Raw genomic sequence first — 16,131 nt, forward strand, 5'->3', positions numbered from 1 at the left:
ATGTCCAGTTCACCTTTATTGCAGATAGATAATCTCAGCATTGCCTTCCGCAAAGGCGAGCAGGAGCAGCGCGTTGTCGACCAGCTTTCACTGTCGGTGAACGCGGGTGAGACGCTGGCGCTGGTCGGTGAATCAGGTTCGGGGAAAAGCGTCACGGCACTGTCGGTTTTGCGTTTGCTCCCCTCTCCCCCCGTGGTTTATCCGCAAGGGGATATCCGTTTCGCAGGACAATCACTGCTACATGCCGATGAAAAAACCCTGCGTCAAATACGCGGTAATCGGATCGCAATGATCTTTCAGGAACCGATGGTATCGCTTAACCCCCTGCAAAGTATTGAGAAGCAGCTGATCGAAGTGCTTGCGTTACACCGGGGAATGCGCACCGAGGCAGCCCGCAGCGAGGTCATCTCCTGCCTGGATCGCGTGGGCATCCGTCAGGCGAAAAGCCGGTTGAATGATTTCCCGCATCAGCTTTCCGGCGGGGAACGCCAGCGCGTCATGATAGCGATGGCGCTACTGACCCAGCCCGATTTACTGATTGCCGATGAGCCCACAACGGCGTTAGACGTTACCGTTCAGGCGCAAATATTGAAATTGCTGAACGAGCTGAAGCAGGAACTGGGGATGAGTTTATTCTTCATCACCCACGACCTGAATATCGTCCGTAAGTTGGCTGATAATGTCTCGGTGATGAAAGCAGGTCAGGCGGTGGAGCACAACAGCTGTCAGCTGCTTTTCAGCGCGCCTCAGCATCCTTACACGCGCCAATTACTGGACGCAGAACCATCGGGTGAGCCGCTTGCGATAGAAGATGACGGTGAACCACTTCTGCGGGTGGAAAAACTGCATGTTTCGTTTCCCATCAAACGTGGCCTTTTGCGCCGTACCGTTGATGAAAAGCAAGTCGTTAACAATATTACCTTTGCCTTACGACGCGGTGAAAGTCTGGGTCTGGTGGGAGAATCCGGTTCAGGAAAAAGCACCACCGGATTAGCGCTGCTGCGCCTGATTCAATCGCGCGGCGATATCTGGTTTGACGGCCAGCCCTTACAGGGACTCACCCGTAAGCAAATGCTGCCTTTTCGTCACCGGATTCAGGTCGTTTTTCAGGACCCCAATTCCGCGCTGAACCCGCGGCTGAATGTGGAGCAAATTATTGCTGAGGGATTAACCGTCCATCACACATTGAGCAAAGAAGCACGCGAACAACGCGTAGTCACGGTGATGCAGGAAGTGGGGCTAGACCCTACCACTCGCTACCGCTATCCCTCGGAATTTTCCGGCGGTCAACGTCAGCGCATCGCCATCGCTCGAGCACTGATACTGCAACCGGAACTGCTGATCCTCGATGAACCGACGTCGTCGCTAGACAGGACGGTGCAGGCACAAATTCTGGCGCTGCTGAAATCATTACAGGAAAAGCACAAAATCGCCTACCTGTTTATCAGTCATGATTTGCAGGTTATTCGCTCACTATGCCATCAGGTTATTGTGTTACGACAAGGCAACGTCGTCGAACAGGGCGAATGTAAACAGGTGTTCACACATCCTGCCGAACAGTACACGCGGGAGCTGCTACAGTTTTCATCCTGAGTGGCAGAAAAACAGCGGAAACCAGATCGAGTAGGAGGCGGGATCGCTCCCGCCGTCCTCTCACACCACCGTACGTACGGTTCCGTATACGGCGGTTCAGGTTAACTCTGGAACTGCCTGTGTTCTTCGAGTAGTGATAGCAAGCCCGCCTTCCTTAGCCACGAGACTTTAATCGCTTGATTCATATGCCTCGCTCCCGCATTCCACCATGCTCCTCGTTGGTTGCTCGCTGAACGCCACGCCCTTTCTTCCGTTAAACCCGCTTGCATTAACTTCTTCGCTCGCGTGCCTGGACGCTTCCATTGCCGCCACAGCAGACAACGCAACTTCCTGTTTATCCAGCTATCTATTTCCTCCAGTACCCCTTTCACCCCGGTGTATCGGAAGTAACTTATCCAGCCTCTGAGGAGCGGTTTCAGTTTATTGATGACACTCTGGATTGACGCCGAGTTATGCCCTGTCGTCAGACTGCGCAGCTTTTCCTTTAACCTCGCTACACTACTGTCTGCCACTTTTAAGCGAACATATTTGTGCCTTGTCACGCTGTACCCCAGGAACTTACGTTCCCACGGTCTTGCCACCGCACTCTTCTTTTCGTTTATCGTCAGTCCTAACGTTTTCGTCAGATACTCACGCATATCCCTGAGAAGATGCTCACCCGCTTTTCGACTGCTTACATAGATATTGCAGTCGTCTGCATATCGGCAGAACGCGTGTCCACGTCGCTCCAGCTCTTTGTCCAACTCATCCAGCAAGATATTCGACAGCAACGGCGATAAAGGCCCGCCTTGCGGCATCCCTCTTTCACGTTTCACTCTCTCTTTATTGCTGTCGACACTTTCCGCTTCAAGGTAGCGCCGGATTAACTTCAACAACCGGATATCCTTGATGCGGCGCGCTAACCGCGACATGACGATGTCATGCTCTACTCTGTCGAAGAACTTTTCCAAATCCATGTCGACTACCCAGCGTTTACCGCTGTGCATATACGCTTGTGCCTGACGCACTGCCTGCCATGCGTTGCGGGCCGGGCGGAAGCCATAACTGGAATTTGAGAAGGTCGGGTCGACGACTGCGCTCAGTTTCTGCGCTATCGCTTGCTGGATAAGTCTGTCTGCTACCGTCGGGATACCTAATGTTCTCACGCCGCCATCTGGCTTTGGGATGTCCATTTTACGTATCGCGCGGGGCAGATAATGTCCTGTCATCAATGCACTTTTGATGCTTGCCCAGTTTTCTTTCAGCCACGGTTTTAACGCTGACACGCTGAGATTATCTACCCCTGCGGCACCTTTGTTTTCCACCACGCGCTGATAGGCCAGCATCATATTGGCTCTCTCTGTCACCGTTTCGATTGTCAACGGCACTTCCGCTTTCGTTCGCCCACTGACCGCCGTGTCGATTTCAGCACCACTACGTTGCGCTCGCGGATTCTGTCCGCAGCCCTGACTGATGGCGGCAATGTTCTGCCCTTGTGCATCATTAATCGACATCGAGTATCCGTGTCCTAATTACGGTTAACCTGTTCAGCCCTTCGTGCTCCTGGTCAATGAGCACTACTACGGCGTCGGCTGACTTCTGACATTCCCTCCCAACACCTCTCGATATTGGTAGCACAGTGGCAGAATGGCAGAGCTCCCGGGGTAATTCGCGTGACCTTCCTGCCTATGTCTGTCGGCTCTACGTCACAGCGTTCCGTGTAAGTATTGGGCGTTGACGATATCGGCCGCCTTACCCCACTGTGCCGCCTAAACCGCTTCCTGTTCGTCAGACCCGCATTTTGCTTTCAGCTTCCTTCAGATTTCACCTCACGGTGAACACCCTTGCCGTTCAGCTAACACTTCCCCTTACCGGGTGTGTAGAGGACTTGCACCTCCAAGTCGTCTGTTTACCACCACAGTCAACAGACAGCGCCTGTCAAGGCACTACGCGCCATGCTCGGCGCACCGAGAGAAAACCGCAGCGCCACTACTGACGCTGCGGTTCAAAAAGGATACTGTGCCGATACCGATTCCGCGATAGCAACACCGACATTCTTCAAGCGGCACATTGCAGTACTTTCATCGGTACGATGTAAAAACAAACAGGGTTCGCCTTCCCATTCCAGAACGGCGCATTCCACCTGTATTTCAGACAGGGAGTGATTCAACTGACGCATAATTTCCCATGCGATATCGCCATCATGGCTCAAGAGTTTGAGGCCAATCAGATTATTGTCTTCTTCTCTGCCGCTCAGCGGAATCGGTTCAACATTGATACCTGTAAAACCCGATAACCAGCGATAACTTTGCGGCAAACGATGAACTACCGAAAGTTGAAAACCGTCCACTACTGTTTCCCTCAGGTAATAATTCACAAAATAGTAACATATTTATCATAGTAGCGTGTTCACACCATTTCCCGCCACTTTTGATGAACAAAAAAACAACAAATACACGTTTTAAATATCGTGCTAGTGGCTCACAAGCCTGATTGCAAGCGCTATTAATGCCAAACCGATCACGAATTGCTCTTCTTTTCCGGCTATATGTAACCTTTTCCACTTAATATCTCAACCCTTTTTGGCTTCTTTGTTCACTTTTGGGTCAAATATTTTACATTACCAAAACAAAAGGGAATGCCAGACTATCGTCGTCAGAAGGAAAACCAAGAATAGAAGAACACATTCAGGTGCAGGAATACCTTACCTGCACCTGAAGAGAAGGGAAAAATCAGGACGAAGCGGAACGGTGTGCGTACAGATACAGCAGAAATGCACCGATAGAACAAAGTGCCATCGATAACACCATCGGCCAGGCGCTGTTAAATGAAGCCAGTGAGAGGATAACCCCCACGATCGCGCCAAGACCAAAGCGTAGTGTGCCAGCCAACGATGATGCCGTCCCTGCCATATGAGGGAAGTCATCAAGAATGACCGCCATCGCGTTCGACGCCACCATCGCAATGCAGCCAACAAACAGCGCGACACCAAACACTAGCGGTAAGAAGCCAAGGTCGAACAGGCAGACAATCACCAGCCATATCCCCATCGCAAACTGAATGACCAGCCCCGTGCGGAACATCGCCATAGCCCCCAACCGTCGAACATTACGGCTGTTAAACAGCGTCACTACAAACAGAAAAACGACGTTCAGGGCAAAGTAATAGCCAAAATTCTGAGGAGAAACGCCATACAGATTGATATACACAAACGGTCCGGCACTCAGGAAAGAGAACATGCCGCAAAACGACAGCCCACTCGCCACCATATAGCTAAATACCCGCTTGTGGCGAAACAGGATGGCAAAATTCCCGATGGTGGTGCGGAGATGAAATTTCTGCTGTTTCGCAGGCGGTAACGTTTCTTTGATAAAAAAGAAGATCAGCGCTGATGCAAGAAAAGCCGCGCCAGAGATCGCCCAAAAAATGGAATGCCAGCTAAACCACAGCAACAGCCACCCACCGACAATCGGAGCGATTAAGGGGGCAACGGTCATCACCAACACAACGAATGACATCATGCGGGAGAAATCATCCCGCGAGAACATATCGCGCATCAGCGCATTAATAACGACCGCAGACGCCGCGGCGGAAACCCCATGCAGGAAACGCATGTAGATCAGTTGCTCCACCGTTTGCGCCAGCGCACAGGCTACACCAGCGAACGCAAAAACCAGCGTGCCACCGAGAATCACAGGCTTACGTCCCAGGCTATCCGCCATCGGCCCGTAAAACATCTGACCAATAGCAAAGCCCAGCACATAGGTGCTGAGCGTCATTTGGACATGCCCATCCCCCACGCCAAACTCGTTAGCAATGGTCGGCAACGCCGGTAAATACATATCGATAGCTAACGGCGTTAGCATCGAAATCAGGCCAAGAATAAAAATCAGCCCGAGATGAGAAGGTCGGCGTAATTGCACTAATAACTCCAGATAAGAAAGAAGGTCGTTCTGAATACGCTTATTTTACGCTGGCTACCTCTTCAGCACTTAATTCGCGGTATTCTCCCGGTTCCAGTTCACTATCCAGAGAAATGCCGCCAATACGCTCGCGATGCAGTTCCACAACGCGATTCCCCACCGCAGCAAACATCCTTTTCACCTGATGATACCGGCCTTCACTAATCGTCAACCGCACGACGTGATCCGTTATCTTCTCTAGCGTAGCGGGCTTAGTGAGATTCTTTTCGCTATGCAACTGCACGCCCGCCGTAAATTGTGCGGCAGTATCCTCGGCCAGCGGCTGCTCCAGCGTCACCAGATAGGTTTTTTCACACTCATGTTTAGGCGAAGTAATACGATGCGACCATTGACCATCGTCAGTTAACAGCACCAACCCCGTGGTATCGATATCCAGCCGCCCTGCCGCATGCAGTTTGTACGCCACGGGCACATCCATAAAATACAGAATGGTCGGATGATCGGGATCGTCCGTTGAACAAACGTAGCCTTGAGGCTTATTCAACATGAAATAACGTGGGCCATTCTGCTGTTTCAGTGGGTTTCCATCAAATTCAACGTTATGCTCCGGGGATAACTTGAATGCGCCGCTTTTTACCACTTCACCATCGACGGTAACGCGCTGTGCGTGGAGCTCACGCGCCACCAGTGAACGGCTAATTTCCAACTGTTGGGATAAAAATTTGTCCAATCGCATTAACACTGACTACCTATCTCAAATAACTGCCTGACTCAAATCGTGAGGCCCTGAATTGTGAGAGGATAGTATAACGAGGCTTTGCCCGCTCGTCCTGCAATTCACCGTCTGTGGACCGCTCTTTTTAGCCCGTATTCAGGCTGCGCATCCCTCGCACTAGGTATTATCAACAGGCATAATAGGGACAATTTCTTACATTTTAAGGACAACACTATGTCATCTATTCATGGTCATGAAGTTTTGCAAATGATGCTCGCGTCTGGTGAATCATTTACCACCGAACAGTTAATTAGCACTATAGAAGCCCGCTTCGGCAGTGCAGCACGTTTTCATACCTGTTCCGCCGAAAACATGACGGCTTCAATGTTGGTGCAATTTCTGTCTGAACGCGGAAAGTTTATCCCGCAGGATGCTGGGTTCACCACCAGCGCCAGTAAAATCTGCCAGCACTAGCGATGTCATTCACATTACGGCCTTACCAGCGTGAGGCTGTTTCCGCCACGCTCGACTATTTTCGCCGCCATACCCAACCGGCTGTTATCGTTTTGCCTACTGGCGCAGGGAAGAGCCTGGTCATCGCCGAACTGGCACGGCTTGCACGCGGCCGTGTTTTGGTTCTCGCTCACGTCAAAGAACTGGTGGCGCAAAATCACGCTAAATACTGCGCCTGGGATTTGGAAGCAGATATCTTCGCGGCGGGGCTGCAACAGCGAGAGAGTCAGGGAAAAGTGGTCTTTGGCAGCGTGCAGTCCGTTGCCCGTAATCTCGACCAGTTTGATAATGCGTTCTCACTGTTGATCATTGATGAATGCCACCGCATCAGCGACGACGATAACAGCCAATATCAGCAAATCATCCAGCACCTGCAAAAAACCAATCCGCAGTTACGGTTACTCGGCTTAACCGCAACGCCCTATCGGCTTGGTAAAGGCTGGATATATCAGTATCACTATCACGGTATGATACGTGGTGACGAACGGTGTTTGTTCCGCGACTGCATCTATGAGCTGCCGCTGCGCTATATGATCAAACATGGCTTTCTGGTGCCGCCTGACCGGTTGGATATGCCAGTGGTGCAATATGATTTTAGCCGGCTCGTCGCCCGCAGCAGCGGGCTATTCAGCGAAGCTGACCTAAATATCGAACTCAAACGCCAGCAGCGCATTACGCCACACATCATCAGTCAGGTCATCGATTATGCGCAAACGCGGCGCGGCGTGATGATTTTTGCTTCCACCGTCGAACATGCCAAAGAAATTACAGCATTGTTACCGGCTGGTCAGGCCGCCCTCGTCAGTGCCGATACGCCGGCAGCCGAGCGAGATGCGCTGATTGATGCCTTTAAACAGCAGTCGCTGCGCTATCTGGTCAACGTGGCGGTGCTAACGACCGGGTTTGACGCTCCGCATGTCGACCTTATTGCCATTCTCCGCCCGACAGAGTCGGTCAGCCTGTATCAGCAAATCATCGGGCGTGGTTTACGTTTGTATCCGGGGAAAACGGACTGCCTGATACTGGATTACGCGGGTAACCCGCACGATCTCTATACGCCAGAAGTCGGCAACAGCAAACCGCATGCTGGCAGCCAGCCAGTGCAAGTTTTCTGCCCTGAATGTGGTTTTGCCAATCTGTTCTGGGGAAAAACCACTCCCGATGGCGATATCATCGAACACTATGGCCGCCGCTGTCAGGGTTGGGAAATAGCAGAAAGTGGCCAACGCCAACAGTGTGATTTTCGGTTTCGGTTTAAAGTTTGTCCGCACTGCGGAGCGGAGAATGATATCGCGGCGCGGCGCTGTCACCAGTGTGACGAGGTGTTAGTCGATCCCGACGACATGCTGAAAGCGGCGCTGAAGCTGAAAGATGCGCTGGTTTTGCGCTGTAGTGGCATGAGTTTTGAACAGGGACAAGACGCAAAAGGAGAATGGCTGAAAATCCTCTACCACGATGAGGACGGTGCGGAAGTGAGCGAACGTTTTCGTCTGCATTCTACCGCGCAACGCCACGTTTTCCTGCAACAGTTCTTACGCGTTCACCAACGCGCACCGGGAACGCCGTTTAGCTGGCAAAATGCCGCTGACGTCGTTGCACAACAGAAATTATTACGTGCGCCCGACTTTGTCGTCGCGCGTAAAAACGGAAAATTCTGGCAAATACGCGAAAAGATCTTTGATTATCAGGGACGCTTTCGCCGCGCCAACGAACTCCGCGGCTAATGTATACTCTAAATAATTCGAGTTTCAGGCAGGCGGCAAGTGAGGGACAAATTCGTCGGGAACGAATTTGACCAGCCAACGGCTGGCCTCCGGTGAGAGACAGGATGTCTCTCATTTCATCCCGATGAGCTTACTCAGGTAAGTGATTCGGGTGACTGACAAACCTGCCAGAGGCAAGTTTGAACGCTGCTTGCAGCGGCCCCAACGGGGCGAGGTACACGCCAGTGTGCCGAGTAATGCTGCCAACGCACATGAAACTTGAAGTATGACGAGTAATGTTGGGATTCATTTGCCCACGAAGCCATATTCCGCTAGAATTTAGCCCGCTTTTGTTCGCAGAAGCTGAATACCCCAACCTGCTGCTGGGTCGCCTGTAGCAGGATTACTTTATATAAGTAGAGAAGAAAATGATTACTATCAAAGCAGAAGCACGTCAAGGTCAGGGTAAGGGTGCGAGCCGCCGCCTGCGTTCCGCTGGTAAATTCCCAGCCATCGTTTACGGTGGTTCAGAAGCACCAGTATCTATCGAACTGGATCACGACTCAGTGAAAAACCAAGAAGTTAAAGATGGCTTCTACGGTGAAACACTGATCCTGTCTATCGATGGCAAAGAAGTGCAAGTTAAAGTTCAGGCTGTACAACGTCACGTTTACAAGCCTAAACTGACTCATATCGACTTCGTTCGCGTTTAGTTTGCGCTGAAGTCGTTTTCCGGGACGCCGGAAAAAGAAGAACGCCGCTTATGCGGCGTTTTTTTTATAAAAATTTATTCATTCACAAAGGAATGTGAACATGTCTCGAGAGATATCTCAGCGGCTTATCGCTATCGATGCCCTGCGCGGTCTGGTGATGGTACTCATGCTACTAGACCATGTGCGGGAAACCTTTTATCTGCACCTCCAGCTCGCCGACCCTATTGATGTCACCAGCACCGATCCCATGCTATTTATCAACCGCACGCTGGCTCACCTATGCGCTCCCGTGTTTGTCTTTTTAACTGGCCTTTCAGCGGCGCTTTATCATCAGAAAGTACAAGATCGTCGGCAAACTTCCCTCTTTCTGTTCCAGCGCGGCTTAATTCTCATTATTCTTGAGATCACGCTGATCAACGTCGCGTGGACGTTTCAATTCCCGCCACAGGTTATCTACTTACAGGTTATCTGGGCCATTGGCATGAGCATGCTTGCCCTCAGCGCGCTGATTTGGTTACCTGCCGGGCTGGTTTTCATGCTCGGCATCGTTATCGTGGGCGGACATAACCTACTTGACCCTCTGCATGCTTCCGCAGGCTCCATCTGGTCGATTCCCTGGGCGATTCTGCACGATCGCGGTTGGATAGAAATCGGCGAAACATTGCGTATGCGAACCTCATATCCAATACTCCCCTGGATTGGCGTCATTTCGCTTGGCTACGCGGCTGGCGTGCTATACCGGAAAGATGTCTTTCCGCTTCAGCGCCAAAAAGCCCTGCTCGTTCTGGCAGGCATCACACTAACGCTGTTCTTCGCGCTGCGCAGCATCAATCTGTACGGCGATAAACCTTGGCAACAGGGTGAAACCATCGCGCAGACACTGATGAGCTATTTCAACATCACGAAATATCCACCGTCGCTGCTGTTCCTCTGCCTGACGCTCGCTATTGGATTGTGCCTGCTTGCGGTGTTTGAACGTCAGCAGCAAAAGCGTTGGCTTGTTATGTTAGCAAGCTTCGGCGCGGCGCCGATGTTTTTCTACCTACTGCATCTGTATGTTTTAAAAGGTATGTATTTAACCGCGTTAGCAATCTGGGGGAAAAATCAGGGGGCGTGGTTCGGCTTTTCCGCCGTATGGCAACTGTGGGCGTGTACTCTGCTGTTGATGGCCGTGCTGTTTTCACCCGTTCGGGCGTTTGCACACTTAAAAGCCCGTCGCAGAGACATCCGCTGGCTGAAATATTTCTAACTGTTATCCGTTGCCGCCCCTTTCTTATCGTCATAAGAAAGGGGCAGCGCCGTCTTCTGACGCTATTTCTACGACTTACCGCCGCTCGTTCGGCGCTGTAATTGATCGCGCAGATTCGGCGGTGTGCCTTTAATCGTCAACGTATCCGTCGCGGGGTCCCAGAAAATCCGCTCGCCGAGTAGTAACGCATCAAAATTCAGGCTAATACCGCCGCCGCTGCCCGCAAATTTAGTCAATTGGCGCAGCGTTCCACGATCGGCAGGGAAGCTCTCTTCCAACTCATACCCCTGATCGGCTGAAAACTGCTGAAAGGTTTTCTCACCCAGCGGTGGCAATTCCTGCGACAGCGACGCCAGCTCGATCTCCTCGCCGGACTGTAACTGTTCATTGCAGTAGCTATACACCTGCTGTCGATAATTCTGGCGCTCGTTTTTATCTAACTGGGCTTCTTCACAATACTCATCCACTGCTTTCAGCAAGCCACGGTTTTGTGCTTTGGTGTCCAGCCCTTCTGACGCGGCCAGAAAATCCATGAAGAAGTCAGATACTTTGCGCCCAACGCGGCCTTTGAGGAACGTCAAATAACGTGTCGATTCTGGATTGGTTTCCCATTCTGTCAAATCGATACGCGCAACGATATCAGCATGATTGATATCCAGATAATGCGTGGTACTGATATCCAACTGTTCATTAACCCGCATGCTGTTGCAGCTATTAAGCACCGATATCAATAAATATTCGACCGCCAGATAACGATACTGACAGAACAGCACGATACCGCCTTCAGCAAACGGATACTTCGCCAGTTCGTCACGCAACCGCCCTGTCGCAGCGCGTGAGAAGCTCAAAAAGTCCTCATCCCCTTTGCGACAAGCGCGAAGCGCATCCGCCAGCTCGCTCTGCTCATTAAACAGCCCGTAGGCCTTACTCTTGGCGCTGTAAACACGATGCAGTTCCGCCATCATTTCTTCGACTGCCGCGTTAGTCGACAGCAGGGAATCACGCAACACCATTTCCAGCGTTTGTTCGTCGCGTTTAATTAGTTGATGCAGGGCAATCTGGGCGATATCCAGACTCATGATAAACTCTCCTTTTAGCAAGGCGCGTATTCAAACATTGATACGAGCAGGCCGCAATACATAAAGCTGCCGTCACATCTGTACGCGCTAAGCGTCTACACTAGTTGTTATTGGTGGAATCACGTCAGTGATAAAAATGCATTAATGATAAAAGTGCGGAAAAGCATAAGCCTATACGGTAAGATAAGCGACTTTATCTGCTTGAGATACGCCATTTTATGCCACAATCATCCCGTTATAGTGACGAACACGTTGAACAACTGCTCTCTGAGATGGTCAATGTTCTGGAAAAGCACCACGCCCCGACCGATCTTGCTTTGATGGTGCTCGGTAACATGGTGACGAACCTGATTAACACCAGCATCGCGCCAGCGCAACGTCAGGTTCTGGCGCGTTCTTTCGCTGAAGCCCTACAGGCTTCGATTAAAAAAGCCGATAAAGCTCACTAAGTTTTGACCAACGTATGGTAACCAACCGTCAGCGCTACCGCGAAAAAGTCTCCCAGATGATCAGTTGGGGACACTGGTTCGCCTTATTCAACATTTTGCTCACCTTGGGGCTGGGTAGCCGCTACCTGTTTGTTGCCGATTGGCCGATCTCCCTGTTCGGCCGAATTTATGCGCTGGTTAGCTGGCTCGGTCATTTTAGTTTTATCGTCTTTGCCGCCTATCTGCTGATCATCTTCCCACTCACGTTTATTGTGATGTCGCAGCGCCTGCTGCGGTTCCTGTCTGCGGCGCTGGCAACGGCTGGGCTAACAATACTGTTAGTCGATGTTGAGGTTTTTACCCGTTTTCATCTGCATCTTAACAGCACCGTTTGGGAACTCGTCGTCAACCCAGGACAGGGGGAAATTGCACGCGACTGGCAGTGGATGTTTATCGGCATTCCATTGATCTTCATGGCAGAGATGCTATTTGGCACCTGGTGTTGGCAAAAATTACGCAGTCTGAATCGCCGCCATTTTGGCAAGCCGCTGGCGGGCGTTTTCATCTCGGCGTTCTTCGCGTCGCACCTGATGTATATCTGGGCCGACGCAAATTTCTATCGCCCGATTACCATGCAGCGCGCCAATCTACCGCTATCTTATCCGATGACGGCACGACGGTTTCTGGAAAAACATGGCCTGTTGGATGCGCAGGAATACCAGCGTCGACTGTCACAGCAGGGTAATCCTGAGGCGATAACGGTCGAGTATCCACTCAATAGCATCACCTTCCGCGATAGCGGCAGTGGCTATAACCTGCTGATGGTGATGATCGACGATACGCAGCCTGACGCGATACAAAGCCGTATGCCGAACCTGTCGCGTTTCGCCTCAGAAAATGTGCGCTTCAGCGATCATTATGATTCAGGTTCTCAACCAGACGCCGCCTTGTTTAATCTATTTTACGGCCTTTCAACGACCTATATGGATGGCGTCCTGAGTGCTCGGAAACCTTCCGCGTTAATCGCTGCATTAAGCCAGCAGGGCTATCAGTTTGGGCTATTTTCGGCGAACGGCTTCAACAGCCCGCTCTATCGCCAAGCGCTGCTTTCTGATTTCTCCTTGCCCGCGCCACAGCAACAAAGTGGCGACGCCATCATCACGCAATGGCAAGAATGGCTCAATCTCGATAATAATCCAGCACCGTGGTTCTCTTATGTTGAGTTGAGCAGCGCCCCACAACACGCTTCCAGCAAAGATGTAGATCCAAGCAACCGGATAAATATTCAGGATGTTGACCGTCAGATTGGTCAAATCATTCGTACTTTGCAGGAAAAGAACATTCTGGATAACACCGTCATCATCGTGACAACCGCACAAAACCAGAATGCCAATACCAGCAACGCAACCCGTTTCGCACGTACACAATGGCAAACGCCGCTTATTGTTCACTGGCCGAATACGCCTGCGCAGACCATTACGAAAATGACGGACAACAAAGACGTCATGACTACGCTCATGCAGCGTCTACTCCATGTTAAAAACAACACGGATGATTATTCACAAGGCGAAGACCTATTTTCTGCCCAACGACGCTATCCGTGGTTGATTAACGGCAACGGCGGCACGCTACTGATCACGACGCCGGAACAGATCATCGTGTTGGAAAGCAACGGCAACTACCGGGCTTACGATATGGCGGGAAATCGGCTGAATGATGAAAAACCGCAGCTTGCTCTGCTCTTGCAGGTACTAACGAACGAAAGGCGCTTTATTGCTAACTAACTGCTTAAATCTAAAGCAGTCGTTCCATCTGACTATTGCAATAAAGTCAGGAAAATGTAGTATAAATGCCTATAGCATCGGCACGTAGCGCAGCCTGGTAGCGCACCGTCATGGGGTGTCGGGGGTCGGAGGTTCAAATCCTCTCGTGCCGACCAAATACCTATTCGGTTAGTATCGTTTACTACCGGAAACCCCACAGAAACCCGCATTCTCACTGAGTTTGCGGGTTTTTTGTTGCCTGTTATCTATCGGCATCCCCCGTTTACAGCCGGAAAGTTTAGTTATACGCTTAGTTATACCGCCCCATATAACTACAAAAGCGTATAACTACGATGGCTCGTATAACTACCCCACTGACCAATACCGAGATCAAAGCCGCCAAACCTGCCGAGAAGGAATACACACTACAGGACGGAGATGGGTTGTATATGCTGGTGAAACCGAGCGGTTCTAAAATCTGGCGCTTTAATTATTACCGTCCCGATACGAAGAAACGTGCATTAATCAGCTTTGGTTCATTCCCTGCGGTTTCCTTGGCAGAAGCCCGACAACGGCGTGAAGCGGCAAAAGCGCTGATAAGTAAAGGCATCGACCCGCAATTCCACCAGCAACAGCAGCGCGAACAAGAGCAAGCCATCAACCTAAACACGTTCGCTAAAGTCTCCGGTGACTGGTACGAAGTGAAAAAATCCCAGCAGCTAGCTGAGAACACCATTAAAGATATTTGGCGTTCGCTGGAAAAATACGTGTTCCCGTTCATCGGAACCTTACCGATCACCCAGCTTACCGCTCGTCACTTCATCACCGCGCTAGAGCCGATACAGGCCAGCGGCAAACTGGAAACCGTCAAACGGGTAAGCCAGCGTATTAACGAGGTAATGGATTATGCGGTTAACTCTGGGTTGGTTACTGCTAATCCAGCCGCCAAGATCCGCAAAGCGTTTCAAACGCCGGTGAAAACCCATATGCCGACCATCCGGCCAGAGGCATTACCTAGCTTGATGAAAACGCTATCGGTCGCCAGCATCGAGCTACAGACCCGCTTATTGATTGAATGGCAGCTACTCACCGTTACCCGCCCTGCCGAAGCCGCTGAAACCCGCTGGAGCGAGATAAACCTTACAGATAACACCTGGACGATCCCCGCTGGCCGTATGAAGATGCGCCGTGATCACATTATTCCCCTCCCCCCGCAGGCATTAGCCATTCTGGACGCCATGAAGCCCATCAGCGGACACCGAGAATATCTGTTTCCATCCAGTAAAGATCCGAAACAGCCGATGAACAGCCAAACCGCTAACGCCGCATTGCGCCGTATGGGTTATAAAGGCGTACTGGTATCCCACGGTCTACGCGCCATATTCAGTACCGCCGCCAATGAAGAAGGGTTCCCGCCAGATGTGATCGAAGCCGCCCTAGCCCACGTCGACACCAATGAAGTACGGCGAGCCTATAACCGTTCTACCTATCTGGAACAGCGCAAGGTATTGATGTGCTGGTGGGGTGAATTTGTGGAAACAGCCGCAACGGGAAAAGTGATGGCATCAGAAGGAGCAAGAGGATTACGCATCGCCAAGAGCTGATACTGTATTTATATATGGGGCAATAAACTGAACCAGAAAAAACGCGTGGAATATGTAGTGCATATAGTCGGTGCTGTTCTCAGTGAGAACACGCCGAATAAGAGTGAATTCTTTCATCAACTGGTTGTAAGGCAGCGTGCAGTTATCAGAATCACTATTTCAAAAATTTACTTAGCCTTCCCAATTTTAAACCTAAATTATCATACACCGCCCTCTAGAACCGTTTAACTATCTGCACTGACCGGACAACGCCGGTTTCATTGGAGATAGGCATGTATGAATCTGTTAGACAGAAAAATCCTGTTAAAGAAAGAAGTGAAAGCCATTCTGCGCGTTAGCTCGGACAGCAGCTTTCAGGAAATGATCAATGCCGGAGAGTTCCCCAAAGGGTTTCGGGTTGGCTTACGGCGCGTAGGCTGGTTCGAGGATGAAGTTAGTGACTGGTTAAGGCAACGCATTGCCGAACGTGACCAGCAAACCGAAACCGCATAAGCCGACACCTTCATTTTTATTGCCGCGATAGCGGCATATCGGAATCAAAAAATATGATGTTCCAAAAATCTGGCACTGGCTGGAACGGGCATTGTTACGCCCAAAATCAGCACATCAGCTATTTAGAAAAACGCTCAAATCACGGTTTTGATTTATCGTCTTTTTCCGCTTCTAACTTACGCCCGCAGGCATCCAATACCCACGCAGAAAAATTAGCGTTGGGATTGTCTACTTTTTCACGCGCTACGCTGGCATCAATTTCATCAATAAGTTCGTGTGGGAAACGGATTCCCTTTTTGGTGGATTTAGTATTGTTGTTGCCTGTAGCCATACCTAACTCCGTTAAAGACACTGACGGTACTCTGCCTGAAAAATTG

Annotated in this window: 15 protein-coding genes and 1 tRNA gene; 10 read left to right on the top strand and 6 right to left on the bottom strand. The window is 50.8% G+C overall.

Annotated features, from left to right (window positions below; translation table 11 throughout):
• The gene (gene yejF, locus A6301_RS17050; protein ID WP_234258318.1) at positions 1-1,593 is read left to right on the top strand and encodes a microcin C ABC transporter ATP-binding protein YejF; all 1,593 of its coding nucleotides are present in this window, start codon (positions 1-3) and stop codon (positions 1,591-1,593) included.
• A gap of 101 nt (positions 1,594-1,694) precedes the next feature.
• Here the strand turns inward: yejF and ltrA are convergent, their stop codons facing one another.
• The 4 genes from ltrA to rsuA all read right to left on the bottom strand — a co-directional run bounded on the left by ltrA (position 1,695) and on the right by rsuA (position 6,231).
• Positions 1,695-3,086: a group II intron reverse transcriptase/maturase gene (gene ltrA / locus A6301_RS17055; protein ID WP_234258319.1), complete on the bottom strand. Its 1,392-nt coding sequence runs from the start codon at positions 3,084-3,086 to the stop codon at positions 1,695-1,697.
• Between the two features lie 491 nt (positions 3,087-3,577).
• On the bottom strand, positions 3,578-3,922 hold the full coding sequence (locus tag A6301_RS17060; protein WP_107170062.1) for a YejG family protein: 345 nt from the start codon (positions 3,920-3,922) through the stop codon (positions 3,578-3,580).
• 382 nt (positions 3,923-4,304) lie between these two features.
• Positions 4,305-5,495, bottom strand: coding sequence for a Bcr/CflA family multidrug efflux MFS transporter (locus tag A6301_RS17065; RefSeq protein ID WP_234258320.1), 1,191 nt, complete (start codon positions 5,493-5,495; stop codon positions 4,305-4,307).
• A gap of 40 nt (positions 5,496-5,535) precedes the next feature.
• Positions 5,536-6,231: a 16S rRNA pseudouridine(516) synthase RsuA gene (gene rsuA, locus A6301_RS17070; protein ID WP_205542098.1), complete on the bottom strand. Its 696-nt coding sequence runs from the start codon at positions 6,229-6,231 to the stop codon at positions 5,536-5,538.
• A 213-nt stretch (positions 6,232-6,444) separates the two neighbouring features.
• Here rsuA and A6301_RS17075 point away from each other — a divergent pair, with 213 nt between their 5' ends.
• The 4 genes from A6301_RS17075 (at position 6,445) to A6301_RS17090 (ending at position 10,388) form a co-directional block, all read left to right on the top strand.
• Positions 6,445-6,684, top strand: coding sequence for a YecH family metal-binding protein (locus A6301_RS17075; protein WP_205542096.1), 240 nt, complete (start codon positions 6,445-6,447; stop codon positions 6,682-6,684).
• A gap of 2 nt (positions 6,685-6,686) precedes the next feature.
• A complete protein-coding gene (locus A6301_RS17080) occupies positions 6,687-8,447 on the top strand; it encodes a DEAD/DEAH box helicase (protein ID WP_234258321.1) in 1,761 nt (586 codons plus the stop codon).
• Between the two features lie 407 nt (positions 8,448-8,854).
• The gene (gene rplY / locus A6301_RS17085) at positions 8,855-9,139 is read left to right on the top strand and encodes a 50S ribosomal protein L25 (protein WP_005967246.1); all 285 of its coding nucleotides are present in this window, start codon (positions 8,855-8,857) and stop codon (positions 9,137-9,139) included.
• A 100-nt stretch (positions 9,140-9,239) separates the two neighbouring features.
• Positions 9,240-10,388 carry a DUF1624 domain-containing protein gene (locus A6301_RS17090; protein ID WP_234258322.1) on the top strand — a complete coding sequence of 383 codons (1,149 nt, stop codon included), beginning with the start codon at positions 9,240-9,242 and terminating at the stop codon, positions 10,386-10,388.
• Between the two features lie 68 nt (positions 10,389-10,456).
• Here the strand turns inward: A6301_RS17090 and yejK are convergent, their stop codons facing one another.
• Positions 10,457-11,467, bottom strand: coding sequence for a nucleoid-associated protein YejK (gene yejK, locus A6301_RS17095; RefSeq protein ID WP_107170056.1), 1,011 nt, complete (start codon positions 11,465-11,467; stop codon positions 10,457-10,459).
• A gap of 218 nt (positions 11,468-11,685) precedes the next feature.
• On the opposite strand from yejK, the gene A6301_RS17100 reads away from it, so the two are divergent.
• From A6301_RS17100 to A6301_RS17120, 5 genes are all read left to right on the top strand, one after another.
• Positions 11,686-11,916 (top strand): YejL family protein, encoded by a 231-nt coding sequence (locus A6301_RS17100; RefSeq protein WP_005967239.1) that lies wholly within the window; start codon positions 11,686-11,688, stop codon positions 11,914-11,916.
• 14 nt (positions 11,917-11,930) lie between these two features.
• A complete protein-coding gene (yejM, locus tag A6301_RS17105; protein ID WP_234258323.1) occupies positions 11,931-13,679 on the top strand; it encodes an LPS biosynthesis-modulating metalloenzyme YejM in 1,749 nt (582 codons plus the stop codon).
• A gap of 78 nt (positions 13,680-13,757) precedes the next feature.
• Positions 13,758-13,834, top strand: a tRNA-Pro gene (locus A6301_RS17110).
• 177 nt (positions 13,835-14,011) lie between these two features.
• Positions 14,012-15,262, top strand: a complete 1,251-nt coding sequence (locus A6301_RS17115) for an integrase domain-containing protein (protein WP_234258324.1) — start codon at positions 14,012-14,014, stop codon at positions 15,260-15,262.
• A 276-nt stretch (positions 15,263-15,538) separates the two neighbouring features.
• On the top strand, positions 15,539-15,754 hold the full coding sequence (locus A6301_RS17120; RefSeq protein WP_010286533.1) for an AlpA family transcriptional regulator: 216 nt from the start codon (positions 15,539-15,541) through the stop codon (positions 15,752-15,754).
• A 139-nt stretch (positions 15,755-15,893) separates the two neighbouring features.
• Here the strand turns inward: A6301_RS17120 and A6301_RS17125 are convergent, their stop codons facing one another.
• Positions 15,894-16,085: a YlcI/YnfO family protein gene (locus tag A6301_RS17125; protein WP_205541168.1), complete on the bottom strand. Its 192-nt coding sequence runs from the start codon at positions 16,083-16,085 to the stop codon at positions 15,894-15,896.
• Between the last annotated feature and the right edge of the window lie 46 nt (positions 16,086-16,131).

It is taken from the genome of Pectobacterium sp. IFB5596 (assembly GCF_021432585.1).
In the GTDB taxonomy this organism is placed as follows: Bacteria; Pseudomonadota; Gammaproteobacteria; order Enterobacterales; family Enterobacteriaceae; genus Pectobacterium; species Pectobacterium punjabense.